At 60.9% G+C, this 19,539-nt stretch carries 20 protein-coding genes; 5 read left to right on the forward strand and 15 right to left on the reverse strand.

Going from position 1 to position 19,539, the window contains the following annotated elements:
• The first annotated feature begins 5 nt into the window (after positions 1-5).
• Positions 6-1,043: a DNA polymerase III subunit delta gene (holA, locus tag AC0J41_RS22800; RefSeq protein ID WP_458833968.1), complete on the forward strand. Its 1,038-nt coding sequence runs from the start codon at positions 6-8 to the stop codon at positions 1,041-1,043.
• Between the two features lie 38 nt (positions 1,044-1,081).
• Here the strand turns inward: holA and AC0J41_RS22805 are convergent, their stop codons facing one another.
• Positions 1,082-2,173 carry a hypothetical protein gene (locus AC0J41_RS22805; protein ID WP_473013672.1) on the reverse strand — a complete coding sequence of 364 codons (1,092 nt, stop codon included), beginning with the start codon at positions 2,171-2,173 and terminating at the stop codon, positions 1,082-1,084.
• A gap of 14 nt (positions 2,174-2,187) precedes the next feature.
• Here AC0J41_RS22805 and arfA point away from each other — a divergent pair, with 14 nt between their 5' ends.
• Entirely contained in the window at positions 2,188-2,340 is a 153-nt protein-coding gene (gene arfA / locus AC0J41_RS22810; RefSeq protein WP_473013673.1) for an alternative ribosome rescue factor ArfA, read from the forward strand.
• A gap of 257 nt (positions 2,341-2,597) precedes the next feature.
• A complete protein-coding gene (locus AC0J41_RS22815; RefSeq protein ID WP_473013674.1) occupies positions 2,598-3,920 on the forward strand; it encodes a lytic murein transglycosylase in 1,323 nt (440 codons plus the stop codon).
• A 126-nt stretch (positions 3,921-4,046) separates the two neighbouring features.
• Here AC0J41_RS22815 and AC0J41_RS22820 read toward each other — a convergent pair whose 3' ends face one another.
• The 13 genes from AC0J41_RS22820 to AC0J41_RS22880 form a co-directional block, all read right to left on the reverse strand.
• Positions 4,047-4,997: a S66 peptidase family protein gene (locus AC0J41_RS22820; protein ID WP_473013675.1), complete on the reverse strand. Its 951-nt coding sequence runs from the start codon at positions 4,995-4,997 to the stop codon at positions 4,047-4,049.
• A 135-nt stretch (positions 4,998-5,132) separates the two neighbouring features.
• The gene (gene lipA / locus AC0J41_RS22825; RefSeq protein ID WP_160768663.1) at positions 5,133-6,131 is read right to left on the reverse strand and encodes a lipoyl synthase; all 999 of its coding nucleotides are present in this window, start codon (positions 6,129-6,131) and stop codon (positions 5,133-5,135) included.
• Positions 6,132-6,156: 25 nt separating this feature from the next.
• Positions 6,157-6,804 carry a lipoyl(octanoyl) transferase LipB gene (gene lipB, locus AC0J41_RS22830; RefSeq protein WP_025108695.1) on the reverse strand — a complete coding sequence of 216 codons (648 nt, stop codon included), beginning with the start codon at positions 6,802-6,804 and terminating at the stop codon, positions 6,157-6,159.
• Positions 6,804-7,079, reverse strand: coding sequence for a DUF493 domain-containing protein (locus tag AC0J41_RS22835; protein WP_025108694.1), 276 nt, complete (start codon positions 7,077-7,079; stop codon positions 6,804-6,806). Before AC0J41_RS22835 ends, lipB begins: the two co-directional genes overlap by 1 nt.
• Positions 7,080-7,165: 86 nt before the next feature.
• Positions 7,166-8,323, reverse strand: coding sequence for a D-alanyl-D-alanine carboxypeptidase family protein (locus AC0J41_RS22840; protein ID WP_025108693.1), 1,158 nt, complete (start codon positions 8,321-8,323; stop codon positions 7,166-7,168).
• 187 nt (positions 8,324-8,510) lie between these two features.
• Positions 8,511-9,521, reverse strand: a complete 1,011-nt coding sequence (locus AC0J41_RS22845; RefSeq protein ID WP_025108692.1) for a septal ring lytic transglycosylase RlpA family protein — start codon at positions 9,519-9,521, stop codon at positions 8,511-8,513.
• On the reverse strand, positions 9,521-10,531 hold the full coding sequence (gene mltB, locus AC0J41_RS22850; RefSeq protein WP_025108691.1) for a lytic murein transglycosylase B: 1,011 nt from the start codon (positions 10,529-10,531) through the stop codon (positions 9,521-9,523). The genes AC0J41_RS22845 and mltB overlap by 1 nt, the downstream gene beginning before the upstream one ends.
• Before the next feature lie 17 nt (positions 10,532-10,548).
• On the reverse strand, positions 10,549-11,652 hold the full coding sequence (gene rodA, locus AC0J41_RS22855; protein WP_049827977.1) for a rod shape-determining protein RodA: 1,104 nt from the start codon (positions 11,650-11,652) through the stop codon (positions 10,549-10,551).
• Positions 11,653-11,683: 31 nt separating this feature from the next.
• Positions 11,684-13,579 carry a penicillin-binding protein 2 gene (gene mrdA / locus AC0J41_RS22860; protein WP_025108689.1) on the reverse strand — a complete coding sequence of 632 codons (1,896 nt, stop codon included), beginning with the start codon at positions 13,577-13,579 and terminating at the stop codon, positions 11,684-11,686.
• Between the two features lie 10 nt (positions 13,580-13,589).
• Positions 13,590-14,057: a 23S rRNA (pseudouridine(1915)-N(3))-methyltransferase RlmH gene (gene rlmH, locus AC0J41_RS22865; RefSeq protein ID WP_003185785.1), complete on the reverse strand. Its 468-nt coding sequence runs from the start codon at positions 14,055-14,057 to the stop codon at positions 13,590-13,592.
• Positions 14,058-14,066: 9 nt separating this feature from the next.
• A complete protein-coding gene (gene rsfS, locus AC0J41_RS22870; protein ID WP_007960601.1) occupies positions 14,067-14,561 on the reverse strand; it encodes a ribosome silencing factor in 495 nt (164 codons plus the stop codon).
• A gap of 72 nt (positions 14,562-14,633) precedes the next feature.
• Positions 14,634-15,356: a nicotinate-nucleotide adenylyltransferase gene (nadD, locus tag AC0J41_RS22875; RefSeq protein ID WP_049827974.1), complete on the reverse strand. Its 723-nt coding sequence runs from the start codon at positions 15,354-15,356 to the stop codon at positions 14,634-14,636.
• Positions 15,325-16,596 carry a glutamate-5-semialdehyde dehydrogenase gene (locus AC0J41_RS22880; protein ID WP_025108687.1) on the reverse strand — a complete coding sequence of 424 codons (1,272 nt, stop codon included), beginning with the start codon at positions 16,594-16,596 and terminating at the stop codon, positions 15,325-15,327. Before AC0J41_RS22880 ends, nadD begins: the two co-directional genes overlap by 32 nt.
• 177 nt (positions 16,597-16,773) lie before the next feature.
• On the opposite strand from AC0J41_RS22880, the gene AC0J41_RS22885 reads away from it, so the two are divergent.
• Positions 16,774-17,493 (forward strand): DNA-3-methyladenine glycosylase, encoded by a 720-nt coding sequence (locus AC0J41_RS22885; RefSeq protein WP_473013676.1) that lies wholly within the window; start codon positions 16,774-16,776, stop codon positions 17,491-17,493.
• A 133-nt stretch (positions 17,494-17,626) separates the two neighbouring features.
• Complete coding sequence (locus tag AC0J41_RS22890) at positions 17,627-18,943, forward strand: bifunctional DedA family/phosphatase PAP2 family protein (RefSeq protein WP_473013677.1); 1,317 nt, start codon at positions 17,627-17,629, stop codon at positions 18,941-18,943.
• Between the two features lie 3 nt (positions 18,944-18,946).
• On the opposite strand, the gene AC0J41_RS22895 is transcribed toward AC0J41_RS22890, so the two are convergent.
• A complete protein-coding gene (locus AC0J41_RS22895) occupies positions 18,947-19,537 on the reverse strand; it encodes an LON peptidase substrate-binding domain-containing protein (RefSeq protein WP_025108684.1) in 591 nt (196 codons plus the stop codon).
• Positions 19,538-19,539 lie beyond the last annotated feature (2 nt).

Here is a 19,539-nt window from a genome sequence, read left to right on the forward strand (position 1 = left end):
CTCTTATGAAGCTCGCTCCCGCTCAACTCGGCAAACACCTGCAAGGCGCGCTTGCGCCCGTCTATATCATCAGCGGCGATGACCCGCTGTTGTGCCAGGAAGCCGCCGACGCCATCCGCAGTGCCGCCCGCCAGCAAGGTTTCGACGAACGCCAGGTGTTCGCCGCCGACGCCAATTTCGATTGGGGTACGTTGCTGCAGGCCGGCGCCAGCATGTCGTTGTTCGCCGAAAAACGCCTGCTGGAACTGCGTTTGCCGTCAGGCAAGCCTGGTGACAAGGGTGCGGCGGCGCTGATCGAATACTGCTCGCGCCCCGCTGAAGACACGGTGCTGCTGATCAGCCTGCCCAAGCTCGACGGCAGTGCGCAGAAGACCAAGTGGGGCAAGGCGCTGGTCGAAGGTCAGCAGACCCAGTTCATCCAGATCTGGCCAGTGGATGCCAATCAGCTACCGAGCTGGATTCGTCAGCGTCTGTCGCAGGCCGGTTTATCGGCCAGTCAGGACGCGGTCGAACTGATTGCCGCACGCGTCGAGGGCAACCTGCTCGCCGCCGCGCAGGAAATCGAGAAGCTCAAGCTGATGGCCGAAGGCGGGCAGATCACCGTCGAAACCGTGCAGGCCGCGGTGGCTGACAGTGCCCGTTTCGACGTGTTCGGCCTGACTGACGCCGTGCTCAACGGCGAACCGGCCCATGCACTGCGCATGCTCGAAGGCCTGCGCGGTGAAGGCGTCGAACCACCAGTGATTCTCTGGGCGCTGGCGCGTGAGTTGCGCCTGTTGGCCAATATCTCGTTGCAGTACAGCCAGGGCACGCCGCTGGACAAGTGTTTCAGCCAGGCGAAACCGCCAGTCTGGGACAAGCGTAAACCGCTGATGAGCAAAGCCCTGCAACGCTACTCGGCGCCACGCTGGGCGCAGTTGTTGCTCGAAGCCCAGCGCATTGATGCGCAGATCAAGGGCCAGGCTGCCGGTTCGCCGTGGATGAGCCTGAGCCGATTGGCGTTGTTGATGGCGGGTCAGCGCCTGACATTACCCGCTGAGTGACGTCAGGCGCTGAGAGGCGCATTTTTTGCCGCAGCAATTCACTGCTTCACCTGATCACCAAGGGCAAAGCTGAAAGAAGCAGCCTGCCCTGCGCCTATCGTAAGTTTGACGATCGGTACGATTTTCCCCGCAGCCTTATCAAAGTATGAACTCTGGTTATTCTTTGCCTGCGCCAAGCCATCGGCATTTGTATAAAAGAACGCTTCGATTGGCATATTAACGGCCGGCTGCCTGGCCCATACAGTCGCGACCAGTTCGTTCTCATCGTTCACTCCATTCTTCGGTATACGGGGCATCGCCGCTAGCGCCTCTCGAAACAAAGCGGCTGTCTGGTAGGGCGATGAGTCACGGACATCGAAGCTGCACTGTTTCTGCTCTCTCGTAGGCGTGTTTGCCATGTAATGAGCGACAAACTGATTGGCCGTCGTAATGCCCTGCTGAGAACAAGACCGGCTGATGGCTCCATGAAGACTGTGTTGTCCGCATCCTTTGTCTGCTCGCCACTCCGTGGCACCGTCGATTGGAAAGAAGCACGTGTATTGAAGCTTTATCTGGCCTGGGAGCGCATCAGAAACAGGACGGACGATGTAGCCGTTATTCGCATGACTATAAAGTGCGGGAAACCTTGCATCATTGCGCATATAGGAAAACGCGACAAAGCCTTTACTTACACTGCTCGGACTGGGATCCCAAACGTTATACCCATCACCATACGTCGTTGCTCGGATAATGATCCCCGAACATAAAAATGTCGGTGCCGTCTCACTGTTAAAACAGTTGCGCGTGGTTTGTGCATAACGAGTGTTGAGTGTTGCGGCGACCGCAGCCCCATCATTCGTGGCAAGCCCCATAAGGCCCACCGGCTCACTACTTGCTGTCGTGGGAGGAGGCGCTGGTTCATGTTGAACACAACCGAATAACAACGAAACTGCTAAAGCCAAAATTATTTTTCCCATGGCGATCTCCAATATCCTTCGCAATAAAACAATGGAATATGTCGGGCGCTTCGCACGACAGTCAGCGGCGTCACTTGGAAACGGCTCCTTACCAAGCCACGCCTTGTCTTCAAATTCGAGTGTTGTTGCGCGGATTGCGGGGGGCAGGCAGAGGCGTATACTCTTGCGCGCCATACAGGAGATCCGCCATGAGTAAAAAACGATCCAACAAAGCCAAATCCATCATCGCCCAACCCTTGTTCCGCAGCCGCCAGGAACGACCAACCAAGGGCAAGGGCAGCTACCGCCGCGAAGCCTTCCAGTCTAATAGCTGGGAGGCTTCTTGCTTTCTGGCTGCCTGAAAAATGGCCAACAGCAGCTTTTTCATCTCAATACTCTCGGTGGGTATCAAGCCGAAGCAATCAGCCACAAGATGTGAGTGAACCTCCAATAGTGATCCCTCGACAACTGTCAGATATGACAGTTGAACAGCGTGCAAGGAAAGGAATAAGGTGACCCGCATACGGGCCTGTCGCTGATCAAATTCCCGTACCGAATCCCGATTTTCAGGGCCGGCATGTTAAGGTCTGTACCTGAATAGTATTCCCTGGAACTGTGCATGCCCTTTCGTCTTTCCCGTCGTTGGCCCGTTCGCCAACTGATCGCTGCCTCCAGCTTCATTCTGCTTGTCGCCTGTGCGGAAAAACCGACCGCCGCCGATGCGCAACCGTTACAGACCGTCCCCGCAGTCACGGCCCCAGCGATCATCCCGCCGGTAGTGCCGTCCGGCGACAATCTCGATATTCAACCGACCCAGACGTTTGCCGAATGGCAGGCAGGTTTCCGCAAGGATGCCCTCGCCGCCGGTATTCGCGCGGATGTATTCGACCGCGCCTTTGCCAATGTCAGCTTCGACGCCAGCGTGATCCGCGCCGACCGCAGCCAGCCGGAATTCTCCCGCCCGGTGTGGGAATACCTCGACGGCGCGTTGTCGCCGCTGCGCGTGCGCAAGGGTCAGGCGCTGATCAGTCAGTACGCCGACATCCTGCAAAGCATCGAGCAGCGTTATGGTGTGGATCGTCAGGCGCTGGTGTCTGTGTGGGGCATGGAAAGCAATTTCGGCCAGTTCCAGGGCACCAAGTCGGTGATCAACTCACTGGCGACTCTGGCCTACGAAGGCCGGCGTCCGGGCTTTGCCCATGCGCAACTGATCGCTGCCCTGCAAATCCTGCAACAGGGTGATATCACTCCGGAGAAGATGTTGGGCTCGTGGGCCGGTGCGATGGGCCAGACCCAGTTCATTCCGACCACCTACAACACCCATGCCGTGGATTTCGACGGTGACGGTCGCCGCGACATCTGGGGCAGCCCGGCCGACGCCCTGGCGTCCACCGCGCATTACCTGCAAAGCTCCGGCTGGCAGCGCGGTCAGCCGTGGGGCTTCGAAGTGCAACTGCCGAGCGGCTTCAATTACACCCTGGCCGACGGCGCGATTCGCAAGAGCGTTGCCGAATGGCGTCAACTGGGGGTGATCCTGCCCAATGGCGCTCAGGCCCCGGCCGGTTCGGAACAGCTGTCTGCGGCTTTGCTGCTGCCGGCCGGTTACCGTGGCCCGGCGTTCCTGATCCTCGACAACTTCCGGGCGATCCTCAAGTACAACAACTCCTCGTCCTATGCACTGGCGGTGAGCCTGTTGTCCGAGCGCTTCAACGGTGGCGGGCTGATCAATGGCAGTTGGCCAAAAGATGATCTGCCATTGAGCCGCTCCGAGCGTATCGAATTGCAGACCCTGTTGAGTGCGCGTAATTACGATGCAGGCACGGCGGACGGGATCATCGGCGCCAACACGCGTAAAGCGATTCGCAGCGCACAGCAGTCGTTTGGCTGGCCAGCGGACGGGTATCCGACGCATAAGCTGCTTGAGAGCCTGCGCACTCAATAGTGGGCAGGTTGTATGGCTGATGGTGCCTTCGCGAGCAAGCCCGCTCCCACATTGGTTCTGTGTACGACACAAATCAAATGTGGGGGCGGGCTTGCTCGCGAAGACTGACACACAGGCAACAAAACTCTAGAGTTTGATCACTACATCCTGCTCCAGCATCAACTCCTGCTTCCCCGCATCCAGCCGCACCAACGCGCCCATCGGCAGCGTCAGGTTCGGGTCGCAATGCCCGCTGCGCCATCCCGACAACACCGGAATCCGCAATGGCTCGAAGGTCTGTTTGAGCAAGCGGTTCAACGCCTCGACCTCCACCCCCGCGACATCACCGACCAGCACCCCGCGCAACCTGGCCAGCTTGCCGGCCAAGCGCATCTGGGTGAGCAAGCGGTCGATGCGATACAGCGGCTCGTTGACGTCCTCGATCAGCAGAATCACGCCTTCCACGTCGATTTCATAAGGCGTCCCCAGTGTCGAGGCAATCATCGCCAGATTGCCACCCAGCAGCCGCCCATGGGCAATGCCGGGCTCGACGGTAGTCAACGGATAAGCCACCGGGTGGCTCAGCACACTCCCCGCCTTCAATTGACCACGCAGCATGGCGAAGAATGAGGTAACGGTCGGCGGCTCCTTGTCGCCCAGCAGATCAGCATTGAGCAGCGGGCCGTGAAAGGTCACAAACCCTGCGTAGCGACTGATAGCCAGATGCAGGGCGGTGATGTCGCTGTAGCCGACAAACGGCTTGGCATGACGACTCAGGAGGTCGAAGTCGATCCGGTCCAACAGACGCGGCGTACCGTAGCCGCCGCGCAGGCAGATGATCGCATCAACCTCGGGGTCGGCGAATGCGGCATGCAGGTCATTGAGGCGTACGTCGTCGCTGCCGGCCAGGTAGCCGTCCTTTTCGTAGACACCGGGAAACACCTTCAATCCGTAACCACGGGCGCGCATCCACTGCACAGCCTTGTCGGTGTCCAGTGCACCGGGGCCGGCGGGCGCGATCACGCCGATCCGCCCTTCTGACGGCAGCGCCGGCACCGGCTTGTGTGCAAAAAGGGTGTGAGTCGGTCGAACGGTCATCCATGGGTCTCCCTGTGTGAAGTCTTGCAGACACAGTAGTCAGGAACAGCGATAAACAAAAGAGATTCGGTGCTCGGCAGGCGCAAACAAAAATACCCGCCAGGGCGGGTATTTTCGGAAGCACTCAGCGCTTAATCAGGAACCGAGCAGCTCGGCCTTGACCAGTTTCGCCTGCTCATCGGCGTGGTACGAGGAACGTACCAGCGGGCCGGAAGCAACGTTCTTGAAGCCCATCTTGTAACCTTCCTCGGCGAACCAGGCGAAGGTGTCCGGGTGCACGAAACGCTGCACCGGCAAGTGGCTGCGCGACGGTTGCAGGTACTGGCCGAGAGTCAGCATGTCGATATCGTGTTCGCGCATGCGCTTCATGACTTCGATGACTTCTTCGTCGGTCTCGCCCAGGCCCAGCATCAGGCCGGATTTGGTCGGGATGTGCGGCATCATCTGCTTGAAGCGCTGCAGCAGGGTCAGCGACCACTGGTAGTCCGAACCCGGACGCGCAGCCTTGTACAGGCGCGGCACGGTTTCCAGGTTGTGGTTGAACACATCCGGCGGCTCGGCTGCGGTGATTTCCAGGGCGATGTCCATGCGGCCACGGTAATCCGGGACCAGAGTCTCGAGTTGCACGTTCGGCGACAGTTTGCGGATTTCGCGGATGCAGTCGGCAAAGTGCTGGGCACCACCGTCACGCAGGTCATCGCGGTCAACCGAGGTGATCACCACGTACTTGAGCTTCAGGTCAGCGATGGCGATCGCCAGGCTTTCCGGCTCGTTGACGTCCAGTGGTTTCGGACGACCGTGGCCGACGTCGCAGAACGGGCAGCGACGGGTGCAGATGTCACCCATGATCATGAAGGTGGCGGTGCCGCCGGAGAAGCACTCGCCCAGGTTCGGGCAGGACGCTTCTTCGCAGACGCTGTGCAGCTTGTGTTTGCGCAGCAGGCTCTTGATCCGGTCGACTTCCGGCGAAACCGGGATCCGTACGCGAATCCAGTCAGGCTTTTTCGGCAGTTCGGTGGTCGGAATGATCTTTACCGGGATGCGTGCAACCTTCTCGGCGCCGCGCAGCTTGACGCCGGCTTCAACCTTGGGACGCGGGGCCGGGCGCTCGGTCACGTCGAGCGTCGGGATCATGGTTTGAACTGCATCAGTAGTCATATCAGTCGATTCCGCCCGTCAGGGTCGTCTGCTCAGCATAGTCGAGGTGTTTGACGAGCTGCGCGCGCAGCCGGGCACTTACCTCGGCAAATTCAATCGATCCTGCGTGATCGCTCAGCTGGGTCATCGCCAGCCCGGCATAGCCGCAGGGATTAATCCGTCGAAACGGTTCCAGGTTCATATCCACGTTCAGGGCCAGGCCATGAAAGGAACAACCGTGGCGAATCCGCAAACCCAGAGAAGCGATTTTCGCTCCGTCGACGTAGACGCCGGGAGCATCTGGCTTGGCGGCGGCGGTCACGCCGTAGCTGGCCAGCAGTTCGATCAGGCACTGTTCCATGCGCGTGACCAGGTCTCGTACGCCGAAACCCAGCTTGCGTACGTCCAGCAACAGGTAGGCCACCAGTTGGCCGGGGCCATGATAGGTCACTTGCCCGCCGCGATCGACCTGTACCACCGGGATATCCCCCGGCAGCAGCAGGTGTTCGGCCTTGCCGGCCTGGCCCTGGGTGAACACCGGAGGGTGCTCGACCAGCCAGATTTCGTCGGCGGCATTGCTGCCGCGTTCGTTGGTGAAGCGTTGCATGGCATGCCAGACCGGCTCGTAAGCCATCTGGCCAAGTTCGCGAAAGCCCAGCGTGCCCGGCATCACAACACCATGTGTACGAAACCGGTCGCCCGCAGTTCGCTGTTGATGTTGTACAGCTGATCCTGGTCGGTTGCGACGATGTGCAACTGGATGGTGGTGTACTTGCCGTTGGTGCTCTGGCGCTCGTCAACACGCTCATCGTTGATGGTCGCGAATTTCTTCACGATCTCGATGATCTTGTCCTTGTGGCCCACACCCGTGTCGCTGATTACCTTAACCGGATAATCAACCTGGGGAAATTCGATCTTTGGCGCCTTTACTTCGGTATCGGTCATGGCGTAACGGCCTCGTAAGCGTAAGCCGTGGTAACGCACATGGCCCCGATCCGGATGGGAACGGGGCCATGCAGGTCAACACTCAATCAGTTGAACAAGCCGTAGAAGAATAGACGGATGCTATCCCACATGCGACGGAAGATACCACCCTCCTCGACAGCGTCCAGAGCGATCAGGTCGGCGCTGTGCACCACCTTGTCGTCCAGTTTCACTTCGACTTTACCGATCACGTCGCCCTTGGCGATTGGCGCGGTCAGTTGCGGGTTCATGGTCATGCTGGCAGCGAGCTTTTTCAGCTGGCCTTTTGGCAGAGTCATGGTCAGGTCTTCAGCCAGGCCGGCCTTGACTTGACTGGTGGTGCCTTTCCACACCGGGGCCTGAGCCAGTTCGGTGCCCTTCTGGTAGAAGGTCTGGGTTTCGAAGAAACGGAAGCCGTAGGTCAGCAGTTTCTGGGTTTCAGCGGCGCGAGCCACTTCGCTGTTGGTGCCGAACACCACCGCGATCAGACGCTGGCCGTCACGTACAGCCGAGGACACCATGCAGTAGCCGGCTTCGTCGGTGTGACCGGTTTTCAGACCGTCGACGGTCTTGTCGCGCCACAGCAGCAGGTTGCGGTTAGGCTGCTTGATGCCGTTCCAGAAGAACTCTTTCTGCGAGTAGATCGCATAGTGAGCCGGGTCTTCGTGAATGATCGCACGGGCCAGGATCGCCATGTCGTGAGCCGACGAGTAGTGCTCAGGATTCGGCAGGCCGGTCGGGTTCATGAAGTGGGAATTGGTCATGCCCAGATCGGTAACGGTCTTGTTCATCAGGTCGGCGAAAGCGTCTTCGCTGCCGGCGATGTGCTCGGACAGTGCGACGCTGGCGTCGTTGCCAGATTGAATGATGATGCCGTGCAGCAGGTCGCTGACGGTCACTTGCGAGCCGACCTTGATGAACATCCGCGAACCGCCGGTACGCCAGGCGTTTTCGCTGACGGTCACCGGGTCGTTCTCACCGATCTGGCCGCGACGGATTTCCAGCGTAGCGATGTACGCGGTCATCAGTTTGGTCAGACTGGCTGGCGGCAGACGCTGATCACCATTGTTCTCGACCAGCACGTTGCCGCTGCTGGCGTCCATGAGCACATAGGCTTTTGCAGCCAATTGAGGTGGCGACGGCATCATCTCGGCCGCGAAGGCGGCTGGCGAGAGGAGCAGCGGGACTAGCAGACACAGGCGTTTGGCAAAGGTGGTGATGTTCATCCGTCTCTCGAAATCGCTAATGGAAACTTGCCCGAGGGCAAAACTATTCAGACAGCCTTCTAACGGGCCATCGCGTGTTCAGTTGCTCACTCCAGTCACCCTTGCCGGGCTTTTGTTCTTCGACGAGCCAACAACCTGGTCCACCCCCCAAAACCGCAAGTGAACCGTCAATCAAGTACTACGTTTATTACTCAGTGACCACGCTCGGCGAGCCGAGGTTGGCCAGGCGCACGCTGTTCTGCACCTGGGCGATTTCACCCGGCGAACCGATCGGCCCCAGGCGTACCCGGTGCAGAGTCTGCTGATTGCGCACGATCGAGCTGATGAACACCGGAGCGCTCACCATCCCGCTGAGCTTCGACCTCAGGAGTTCTGCAGCGTCCGGGTTGGCGAACGCGCCCACCTGCAGATACTGGCCAGACGCTGGTGCAGAAGCGTTTTTTTTTGCACTGATCGGTACGGGAACCGTGTCCGAGGCGTGCTGCTGCGGTGGCGGAGTCCATTGCTCGACAGTGCCGGCCGAAGCCGTGATCACCGGGGCGCTATTCTGCGCGACTTGCGGCTCGTTGAGCATCAAGGGCGCCGGACGGCCCTTCGCGGCCCACCATTGTTGCGGATCAATGCCTTCGACCTTGACCCGCGCCGTGCCGATTTCGGCATAACCGAGCTTCTTGGCAGCGGCGTAGGACAAGTCGATGATCCGGTCCGAGTAGAACGGCCCGCGATCGTTGACCCGCAGGATCACGCTCTTGTTGTTGTCCAGGTTGGTCACCCGAACGTAACTTGGCAGTGGCAAAGTCTTGTGAGCGGCACTCATGCCGTACAGGTCATACACCTCGCCGTTGGCGGTGTTCTGACCATGAAACTTGGTGCCGTACCAGGACGCCGTGCCCGAGGCGACGTAGGTCTTGGATTCCTGCAACGGGAAATAGGTCTTGCCCAGCACGGTGTACGGGTTGGCCTTGTACGGGCCGGTGTGCAAGGTCGGCGTGGCATCCGGGATCCGCGAAACATCCACATCCCACCACGGCGCGCCATCTTTATGCGCACGGTTGATGTCCAGCCCCGGCTGCGCACGCACCGCGGTGGAGGACGTTTTCTGACTTGGCGCGCGACTGGTCGAACAACTGGCGACCAGCACCGCCAACGCAGCGAAAGCCACCAGCTTCAGGGGTTTATTGATAGGCAATGCCCGCATTACTTGACGCCCCGTGCTTTTACCAGCTCTTCAGACAGTTGATATACGGCCATGGCGTACATCACGCTGCGGTTATAACGCGTGATCGCGTAGAAATTCTTCAGGCCCATCCAGTATTCAGGGCCGTTGTCGCCTTCGAGGCGAAATGCAGTAACCGGCATATCATCGCGCAGCGCATCATGACTTGACCAGCCCAGCGCCCGCAACTCTCCCACCGTCTTTGTCGGCTCGATCCCGGTGGTCAGCCCCTCGTCGACCTGATCGCCACGGGCATCGGCCCGACTGACCACCGGCTCGCCAGCAACCCAGCCGTGACGCTTGAAATAGCTGGCAACGCTGCCGATCGCATCATCCGGATTGGTCCAGATGTTGATGTGGCCATCACCGTCGAAGTCCACCGCATAGGCGCGAAAACTGCTCGGCATGAACTGCGGCAAGCCCATTGCCCCGGCGTACGAGCCCTTGAGGGTCAACGGATCGACCTGTTCTTCGCGGGCCAGCAGCAGGAACTCACGCAATTCCTTGCGGAAAAATTCGGCACGGGGAGGATAGTCGAAACCGAGCGTGGACAAGGCATCGATCACCCGATAATTACCGGTATTACGTCCGAAAAACGTCTCGACGCCGATGATCGACACGATGACTTGTGCCGGTACGCCGTATTCCTGCTCGGCACGGGCCAGTACTGCCTCGTGCTGACGCCAGAAGTCCACACCCCGGGCAATGCGCGCGTCGGTAAGGAACATCGGGCGATATTCTTTCCACTGCTTGACCCGCTCGGCCGGTTTGGAAATAGCGTCAAGAATCGCCTGCTTGCGCTGGGCCTCGCGAAACACCGCCATCAGTTGCTCGCCGGCAAAACCGTAGTCGCGGGTCATTTCACCGACGAATTCGGCCACCTGCGGCGAGCCTTCGTAATCGCCGGCCAGCGCTTCCTGCGCGCTGCCAAGGATGCCGACCAGACCGACCCACGGCGCGTAACGAGTCGCCCAGCTGCGCATGACTTGCATTGAACTCTTCACCTTATTCAAACCTGTGCGATCCACTTGCGATGGGTATGGATCGACATCAAAACCCCAAACGCTGACAGCAGTGTCACCAGCGAAGTTCCTCCGTAGCTAATGAAGGGCAACGGCACCCCCACCACCGGCAACAGGCCACTGACCATACCGATGTTGACGAAAACATAAACAAAAAACGTCATGGTCAACGCACCGGCGAGCAATTTGCCGAACAGCGTCTGCGCCTGGGCAGTAATCACCAGGCCGCGACCGATCAACAGCAAATAGATCAGCAACAGTGCACAGATGCCCACCAGGCCGAACTCCTCGCCCAGTACGGCGATGATGAAGTCGGTGTGGCTTTCCGGCAAAAAGTCCAGGTGCGACTGGGTGCCCAGCAGCCAGCCCTTGCCAAATACACCACCGGAACCGATGGCGGCTTTCGACTGAATGATGTTCCAGCCCGTGCCCAACGGATCGCTTTCCGGGTCGAGGAAGGTCAGGATCCGTTGCTTCTGGTAGTCGTGCATGATGAAGAACCACATGGCGATCGCCACGGGTACCGCAGCGGCCAGCACGCTGAGGATCCAGCGCCAGCGCAGCCCGCCCATGAACAGCACGAACGCGCCGCCGGCCAGAATCAGCAGCGACGTACCGAGGTCGGGCTGACGCACGATGAGAATGAACGGCACGCCGATCAGCAGCAGGCTGATGCCCACGTGCTTGAGCTGCGGCGGCAGCGTGCGCTTGGACAGGTACCAGGCAATCGTCGCCGGCATCAGGATCTTCATGAACTCCGAGGGCTGGAAGCGGATCACCCCGGGGATGTTGATCCAGCGCGTGGCGCCCATGGCGTTGTGGCCCATGATGTCCACCACCATCAGCAACACCACGCCGACCACGTAACCGAGCGGCACCCAACGGGCCATGAACCGCGGCTCGAACTGGGCGATGACGATCATCGACACCAGGCCGATGCCGAACGAAGTGGCCTGTTTGCCCAGCAGGTCCCAGCTCTTGCCGCTGGCCGAATACAGCACGAACAGACTGCCTGCGGCGAGGATCAGCAGCAGGATCAACAAAGGACCGTCGATATGCAGACGTTGCAGCAGCGTCGCACGGCGACGCATCACATCCTCGCTGGAGAGCATGCGATCAAAATTATTCATCACGGGCCGTAGCCTCCGCACTGATAGGACCGGCGTATTCGGCCTTCAACCGACCATCCTGGTCCAGAAGCCAGGCATCCATGACCTGACGCACTACCGGCGCGGCGACACCCGACCCGGACTCACCGTTCTCGACCATCACCGAGACGACGATTTTCGGGTTGTCGGCCGGGGCAAATCCAACGAACAAGGCGTGGTCGCGGTGGCGCTCCTGAACCTTGGAACGGTCGTATTTCTCGCCTTGCTTGATCGCCACCACCTGGGCCGTACCCGACTTGCCGGCGATCCGGTATTGCGCACCGACCGCCGCCTTGCGCGCCGTACCCCGGGCGCCGTGCATCACCTGCTGCATGCCGTGGTTGACCTTGGTCCAGTCCGACGGATCGCGCAGGACGATATCCGGTATCGGGTTCTCGTCCACCGGTTTTGCACCTTCGATGGTCTTGGCCAGGTGCGGGCGGTTCCAGATGCCTTTGTTGGCCACCAGCGCCGTGGCTTGCGCCAATTGCAACGGCGTGGACTGCATGTAGCCCTGGCCGATCCCCAGAATCAGGGTTTCGCCCGGGAACCACGCCTGCTTGCGGGTCGCGCGCTTCCACTCGCGCGACGGCATCAGGCCAGGAGATTCTTCGAACATGTCCAGCGAGACCTTCTGGCCGATGCCGAACTTGTTCATGTAGGCCGACAGCCGATCAATGCCCAGCTTGTGCGCCAGGTCATAGAAGTAGGTGTCGTTGGAACGCATGATCGCCGTGTCGAGGTCGACGAAGCCGTCACCGGTGCGGTTCCAGTTGCGGTATTTGTGATCGTAGTTGGGCAGCATGTAGTAACCGGGGTCGAACACCCGGCTCGACGCTGTCACCACGCCCGAATCGAGACCGGCAATCGCCACCGCCGGTTTGATTGTCGAACCTGGCGGATACAGGCCACGCAGCACCCGGTTGAACAGCGGCCGATCGATGGAGTCGCGCAGCTCGGCGTAAGCCTTGAAGCTGATGCCGGTGACGAACAGGTTGGGGTCGAAGCTCGGCTGGCTGACCATCGCCAGCACTTCGCCAGTCTTCGGATCGAGCGCCACCACCGCGCCGCGCCGCCCGCCCAAAGCGGCTTCAGCCGCTTCCTGCAATTTGATGTCCAGGCTCAGGACGATGTCCTTGCCGGGAATCGGATCGGTACGCTTGAGCACGCGCAGTACGCGGCCTCGAGCGTTGGTCTCGACTTCCTCGTAACCCACCTGCCCGTGCAGTTCCGGCTCGTAGAAACGCTCGATGCCGGTCTTGCCGATGTGATGGGTGCCGCTGTAGTTGACCGGGTCGAGGGTCTTGAGCTCTTTCTCGTTGATCCGCCCCATGTAACCCACCGAATGCGCAAAATGCGCGCCCTGCGGGTAGTGGCGGACCAATTGCGCGACCACTTCCACCCCGGGCAGGCGGAACTGATTCACCGCGATCCGGGCGATCTGCTCTTCGGTCAGCTCGAACAGGATCGGCACCGGCTCGAACGGCCGGCGCCCCTGACGCATGCGTTTCTCGAAGATCACCCGATCCTCGGGCGTCAGTTGCAGCACTTCGACGATCGCGTCGAGCACTTGCTGCCAGTCGCCGGAGCGCTCGCGGGTCATGCTCAGGCTGAAGCTGGGGCGGTTGTCCGCCACCACCACGCCGTTGCGGTCGAAGATCAGCCCGCGGGTCGGCGGAATCGGCTGCACATGGACGCGGTTGTTTTCCGAGAGCGTCGAGTGGTACTCGTACTGGATCACCTGCAAGTAGTACAGCCGCGCAATCAGTACGCAGATCAACAGCATGACCGCAATGGCCCCGAACACGACGCGGCTACGCACCAGGCGGGCGTCCTTTTCGTGGTCCTTGATGCGGATCGGCTGAGACATGAGGGCAGGACTACTTGTGGTAAGGGTGACCGGACAGCACGGTCCAGGCACGGTACAGCTGTTCGCCGATCAGGATCCGCACCAGCGGGTGCGGCAAGGTCAGCGGCGACAGCGACCAGCGCTGATCGGCGCGGGCACAGACCTCCGGCGCCAGCCCTTCGGGGCCACCGACCATGAAGTTGACCGTGCGCGAATCCAGCCGCCAACGGTCAAGCTCGACCGCCAGTTGCTCGGTGCTCCAGGGCTTGCCGTGGACTTCCAGCGTGACGATCCGCTCGTTCGGCCCGACCTTGGCCAGCATGGCTTCGCCTTCCTGGCGGATGAAACGGGCCACGTCGGCGTTCTTGCCACGGGTATTGAGCGGAATTTCCACCAGTTCCAGCGCCAGCTCGGACGGAAGACGCTTGGCATATTCATGCCAGCCTTCTTCCACCCACTTGGGCATGCGTGAACCGACGGCGATCAGTCGCAGTCGCACAGCAATCCCTTACAGCTGGTCTTTGTTGAGCTTGGTGAAATGCTCGTGGGTGTTTTCCGGGCTGTGGTGCTTGGCGTCTGCCGCACGGCTTTGCTCGGCACCGGCCCACAGGCGCTCCAGGTCGTAGAACTGACGTGCCGAGGCGGTCATCATGTGTACGATCACCAGGTCCAGGTCCAGCAGTACCCAGTCGCTGTCGCCCTTGCCTTCTTCGCCCAGTGGCTTGGCGCCCTGCTTTTTGACTTCTTCGCGGACCTTGTCCAGCATCGCGTTGATCTGGCGATTGGAAGTACCGGTGGCGATGATCATGTAGTCAGTGATGCTCTGCTTGTCGCGAACATCGATGATCTGGATGTCTTGTGCCTTGACGTCTTCCAGGGCCGCCACGGCAACCTTGACCAGTTCGTCGCCCTTGAGCGGCTCGTTGGTGTTGGCGACTTCCGGCAGCGGAGCGCTCTTGAACGTGCCTTTGCGCTTAACTTTGCTTACGTCTTTGTCAGTCATATAAAACTCGTTTTGCTCGTATATTCGGCGGCTTGGCGATACGTGGATTCGTATCAGTGAAGCACGCCTTGTTCAGTTCGACGCACGATACAGACCGTGCGCATCGATGTAGGCCAGGACCGCGTCGGGCACCAGGAAACGTACCGACTTACCGCTGGCCAGCAGTTGACGGATCTGGGTGGCGGAAACCGCGAGCGGTGTCTGCCAGACGAATGCAATCTGTCCGCTCGGCCCTTTCAGAGCCAGCGGGTCGCTCACCGAACGCGCTGCCAGCAGGTTGCGCAAGGCATCCGGCGGTTCGCTGTCGGCGTCCGGGCGCTGTAGCACCAGGATGTGGCAATGCTGGAGCAACTCTTCCCAGCGGTGCCAAGTGGGCAGGCCGCAAAATGCGTCCCAGCCCAAAAGCAGAAAAACCTGGGTTTCTGCGGCCATTTCGGCGCGCATCAACTCCAGGGTATCGATGGTGTAGGACGGTTTGTCCCGCTGCAGTTCGCGGGCGTCCACCACCAGCGGCGGCACTCCGGCCACCGCGCACTCGACCATCGCCAGCCGGTCCTGCGCCGACACCTGCGGCGTATCGCGATGCGGCGGCCGCGCGCTGGGCATCATGCGCAGCTCGTCGAGCAGCAGCGCTTCGGCCACTTCCAGCGCACCGCGCAAATGGCCGATGTGCACCGGATCGAACGTGCCGCCCAATACGCCGATGCGCCGGGGCTGGAGCTCGCTGCCAGGCAGCGACGCTGTCAGGTCGAGGTCGGTCAAGTCAGACCGTCGCCTGGCCGCGCAACTGGCCATCACCGACCACGATGTACTTCTCGCAGGTCAGTCCTTCGAGGCCCACCGGGCCACGGGCGTGCAGCTTATCAGTAGAAATGCCAATCTCGGCACCCAATCCGTATTCGAACCCATCGGCGAAGCAGGTCGGGGTGTTGATCATCACCGACGCCGAGTCGACTTCCGCCACGAAACGACGGGTGTCCGCGAGGTTTTCGCTGACGATCGAGTCGGTGTGATGTGAGCCGTAATGATTGATGTGTTCGATGGCCTGGTCCAGCCCGTCGACCACGCGAATCGACAGAATCGGCGCCAGATACTCGGTACTCCAGTCATCTTCGCTGGCCGCCACGGCATCAATGATCGCCCGGGTGCGCTCGCAGCCACGCAGCTCGACGCCTTTTTCGCGGAACTGGGCAGCCATCGAAGGCAGGAAATCCTTCGCAACACTTTGATCGACGAGCAAGGTCTCCATTGCGCCACAGATGCCATAACGGTAGGTCTTGGCATTGAAGGCGATGCGCTGGGCTTTCGCCAGGTCAGCGTGGGCACTGACATAAACGTGGCAAATGCCGTCCAGGTGCTTGATCACCGGCACGCGGGCATCGCGGCTGATGCGCTCGATCAGGCCACGGCCACCGCGCGGCACGATCACATCGACGTACTCGGGCATGGTGATCATCGCGCCAACGGCGGCACGGTCGGTGGTTTCGACCACTTGCACCACGGCTGCCGGCAACTCGGCCTCGGCCAGACCGCGCTGAATGCACGCGGCAATCGCCCGGTTGGAATGAATCGCCTCGGAGCCACCGCGCAGGATGGTCGCGTTGCCCGACTTCAGACACAGGCTGGCGGCATCGATGGTCACATTGGGACGGGATTCGTAGATGATCCCGATCACACCCAATGGCACACGCATCTTGCCGACCTGAATACCAGACGGACGAAAGCTCATGTCACGGATCGCACCGACCGGATCCGGCAGTGCAGCAACCTGGCGCAAACCGACGATCATGCCGTCGATGCGCGCCGGGGTCAGTTCCAGACGTTCCAGCAGGGCCGGCTCCAGGCCGTTGGCGCGGCCGGCGGCCAAGTCCTGTTCATTGGCGGCGGCCAACTCGGCGCGCGCGGCGTCCAGGGCATTGGCTGCAGCCTGCAGGGCGCGGTTTTTCTGCGCGGTGCTGGCACGGCCAATGACCCGGGAAGCTTCGCGGGCGGCGCGACCCAATCGGGTCATGTAGTCAAGAACGGACTCAGTCATGGTCTGCTGGGGTCTTGGCAAAGAGGAAAGCGGCAGATTATAGCTGTCGCGTCCCGGGACTAACAGCGGTGACAGGCGGATGGTCGAAATGGACTGCAATTTGCCGACGTTCAGCCGTAATTAAGCCTCGGATTGTTATCATCACGACCTCTTTCGCCTGGATAAACACCGTTTGCCATGTCCAACCTGACCGTTCGCGCGACCGCCGAGCGCCTGCCACTGGGCCTTCCGGACGCTTTTTTCGACCGTGATGCGCAAATGCTGGCCCGCGACCTGCTCGGCAAAGTCATCCGCCACAGGGTCGGCGATCTGTGGCTCAGCGCCCGGATCATCGAAACCGAAGCTTACTACTGCGCGGAAAAAGGCAGTCATGCGTCCCTCGGCTACACGGAAAAGCGTAAGGCTTTGTTTCTGGATGGCGGGCACATCTATATGTATTACGCCCGCGGCGGCGATTCGCTGAACTTCAGCGCTCAAGGGCCGGGCAACGCCGTGTTGATCAAATCCGCCTACCCATGGGTCGATGAGATCAGCGGGCCGGCGAGCCTGGCGCAGATGCTGCTGAACAACCCCGATGCACAGGGCCGCCCACGCCCGTCGCAAAAGCTCTGCGCCGGCCAGACGTTGCTGTGCAAGGCACTGGGCTTGAAGGTGCCGGTGTGGGACGCCAAGCGTTTCGATCATGAATTGCTGTTGGTGGAAGACACCGGCCCGGCGCCTGCACAGATTATTCAGACCACACGCCTGGGCATCCCTCATGGGCGTGACGAACACCTGATGTACCGGTTTGTCGACGCCAGCTATGCACAATGGTGTACGCGGAACCCGCTGCGCCGGGGTCAGGTCGAAGGTCGCGATTATTTCCTGCTGCCGGGGTTAGAGGCAGGTCTGAAGTAAAAGGAATTCACTGTAGGAGTGAGCCTGCTCGCGATAGCGGTGTATCAGTCAACGAAGAAGTCGACTGACCAGGCGCCATCGCGAGCAGGCTCACTCCTACAAGGATCAATTGAAGATTTGATGGAGTGGTTTTATGGGCCCATGGCTCGATAGCGTGACCGGTTGGCTGGCCGCCAATCCGCAGTGGCTGGCCGCTGCGGTGTTTATCGTCGCCTGCGTGGAGTGCCTGGCGATTGCCGGGCTGATCGTGCCGGGCACGGTGTTGCTGTTTGCCGTCGCCGTACTGGCTGGCAGCGGCGCGCTGTCGTTGAGCGAAACCTTGCTGCTGGGCTTTCTCGGCGGGATTCTGGGCGACGTGATTTCGTACTTCCTCGGCCGGCATTTCCACCAGAACATCCGCCGCTTGCCAGGGCTGCGCCACCATCCGGAATGGATGGCCGGCGCCGAAACCTACTTCCAGCGCTACGGTATCGCCAGCCTGCTGGTCGGGCGCTTCATCGGCCCGTTGCGGCCAATGCTGCCGATGGTCGCCGGGATGTGCGACATGCCCTTCCCGCGCTTTGCCGCGGTCAGCCTGCTGGCCGCCGCCGGCTGGAGCGTCGCCTACCTGCTGCCGGGTTGGGCCACCGGCGCGGCGATCCGCCTGCCGCTGCCGGAAGGTTTCTGGCTGCAGGCCAGCATCGTCGCCGCCAGCATCGCGGTGATGGTCGGCCTGAGCGTCAACAGCAGCTTGCGCCAGCATCGCCGGGCGACGATCTGGATCAGCAGCATGAGCCTGTTGATTCTGCTCGGACTGTTCGTGGGCTATCCGTACCTGAGCGCCCTCGATCAGGGCGTGATGACATTGGTGCAGGAACACCGTCAGCCGCTGCTGGATGAAATCGCGGTGACGTTCACCCTGATCGGTGAATTCCGCAACATGCTGATGTTCAGCGCCCTGCTAACCGGCCTGTTATTGCTGTGCCGGCAATGGCGCCAGGCACTCTTTGCCGGCGGCACTTTGCTGTGCACGGCGTTGCTCAATACCGTCACCAAACAGTTTTTCGCCCGGGTACGCCCGGAAGTGCTGACCGATCCGTTGACCAGTTACAGCATGCCCAGCGGCCATGCCTCGGGTTCGTTCGCGCTGTTTCTGGTGCTCGCGGTTCTCGCCGGCCGCGGCCAGCCACCGCGCATGCGCCTGACCTGGCTGCTGCTCGGCTGTATTCCGGCGCTGTCGATTGCCTTGTCGCGGGTGTATCTGGGCGCGCACTGGCCGACGGACATCCTGGCCGGTGCAATGCTCGCAGCATGCGTGTGTGCGGCAGGCTTGTGGCTGAGTCAGCGCCAGACGCCGCTCAAGCCACTGCCGTTCAAGGTCTGGTGGCTGATTCTGCCGGCGTTGCTGGTGCTGTTCAGCCTGTTCGTCTTCCGGCATCTGCCGCAAACGATGCTGCGTTACGCCTACTGACACTCAGGCAAACAGCTCGCCCTGCAACTCATCAAGCAGCGCCTGGATCGCATCCAGCCGCTGCTGCGGATCGTCGAGTTGCAGCAGGTCGATCTTGTCCTCCTCGGCGAACGGCAGCAGGTACGCCAGCTGATTGGCCAGCGACTGCTGACCCAACGCCTCGCTGCCCATGTTCAACGCCTCGACCATCGGGTGCTCGGCCAAAGCCTTGAGCAGCGCCACCAGATCGGCGTCTTCATCCTGCAACGGCTGCTCCGGTTCATCGTCCAGCCACTCGACATCGGCGAGAATCAACTGATCGCGCTGCACTTCGGTGCGCAACACATTGAACCGGCGCCCGCCCTGTACGCGAATCCCCAGCAGGCCATTGTCCTGCTGCTGGAAATCGGTGATCCGCGCTTCGCAGCCGACCAGGGCAAAACCCTCTGGCGCAACGCCCACCTCGTGGCCCTCAAGGATGCACACCACGCCGAAACCGCCGCCTTGTTTCATGCAGCGGCCGATCATGTCCAGATAGCGCGCCTCGAAGATCTGCAAGTCGAGATTGCAGCCGGGAAACAGCACCGTGTTCAGCGGGAAAAGCGGCAGACTCATAG

This window comes from Pseudomonas sp. Arb-4-2C (assembly GCF_055755015.1).

What these genes read in the sequence shown, in the direction of transcription:
- AC0J41_RS22845 (WP_025108692.1), bottom strand. Translation starts at nt 9,521, where the DNA reads ATGCGGGCATTGCCTATCAATAAACCCCTGAAGCTGGTGGCTTTCGCT.
- rodA (WP_049827977.1), bottom strand. Translation starts at nt 11,652, where the DNA reads ATGCGTCGCCGTGCGACGCTGCTGCAACGTCTGCATATCGACGGTCCT.
- mltB (WP_025108691.1), bottom strand. Translation starts at nt 10,531, where the DNA reads ATGCAAGTCATGCGCAGCTGGGCGACTCGTTACGCGCCGTGGGTCGGT.
- holA (WP_458833968.1), top strand. Translation starts at nt 6, where the DNA reads ATGAAGCTCGCTCCCGCTCAACTCGGCAAACACCTGCAAGGCGCGCTT.
- AC0J41_RS22895 (WP_025108684.1), bottom strand. Translation starts at nt 19,537, where the DNA reads ATGAGTCTGCCGCTTTTCCCGCTGAACACGGTGCTGTTTCCCGGCTGC.
- lipB (WP_025108695.1), bottom strand. Translation starts at nt 6,804, where the DNA reads ATGCCGGGCACGCTGGGCTTTCGCGAACTTGGCCAGATGGCTTACGAG.
- AC0J41_RS22885 (WP_473013676.1), top strand. Translation starts at nt 16,774, where the DNA reads ATGTCCAACCTGACCGTTCGCGCGACCGCCGAGCGCCTGCCACTGGGC.
- AC0J41_RS22880 (WP_025108687.1), bottom strand. Translation starts at nt 16,596, where the DNA reads ATGACTGAGTCCGTTCTTGACTACATGACCCGATTGGGTCGCGCCGCC.
- mrdA (WP_025108689.1), bottom strand. Translation starts at nt 13,579, where the DNA reads ATGTCTCAGCCGATCCGCATCAAGGACCACGAAAAGGACGCCCGCCTG.
- nadD (WP_049827974.1), bottom strand. Translation starts at nt 15,356, where the DNA reads ATGGCCAGTTGCGCGGCCAGGCGACGGTCTGACTTGACCGACCTCGAC.
- AC0J41_RS22820 (WP_473013675.1), bottom strand. Translation starts at nt 4,997, where the DNA reads ATGACCGTTCGACCGACTCACACCCTTTTTGCACACAAGCCGGTGCCG.
- lipA (WP_160768663.1), bottom strand. Translation starts at nt 6,131, where the DNA reads ATGATCCCGACGCTCGACGTGACCGAGCGCCCGGCCCCGCGTCCCAAG.
- AC0J41_RS22835 (WP_025108694.1), bottom strand. Translation starts at nt 7,079, where the DNA reads ATGACCGATACCGAAGTAAAGGCGCCAAAGATCGAATTTCCCCAGGTT.
- AC0J41_RS22805 (WP_473013672.1), bottom strand. Translation starts at nt 2,173, where the DNA reads ATGGCGCGCAAGAGTATACGCCTCTGCCTGCCCCCCGCAATCCGCGCA.
- AC0J41_RS22890 (WP_473013677.1), top strand. Translation starts at nt 17,627, where the DNA reads ATGGGCCCATGGCTCGATAGCGTGACCGGTTGGCTGGCCGCCAATCCG.
- AC0J41_RS22840 (WP_025108693.1), bottom strand. Translation starts at nt 8,323, where the DNA reads ATGAACATCACCACCTTTGCCAAACGCCTGTGTCTGCTAGTCCCGCTG.
- rsfS (WP_007960601.1), bottom strand. Translation starts at nt 14,561, where the DNA reads ATGACTGACAAAGACGTAAGCAAAGTTAAGCGCAAAGGCACGTTCAAG.
- AC0J41_RS22815 (WP_473013674.1), top strand. Translation starts at nt 2,598, where the DNA reads ATGCCCTTTCGTCTTTCCCGTCGTTGGCCCGTTCGCCAACTGATCGCT.
- arfA (WP_473013673.1), top strand. Translation starts at nt 2,188, where the DNA reads ATGAGTAAAAAACGATCCAACAAAGCCAAATCCATCATCGCCCAACCC.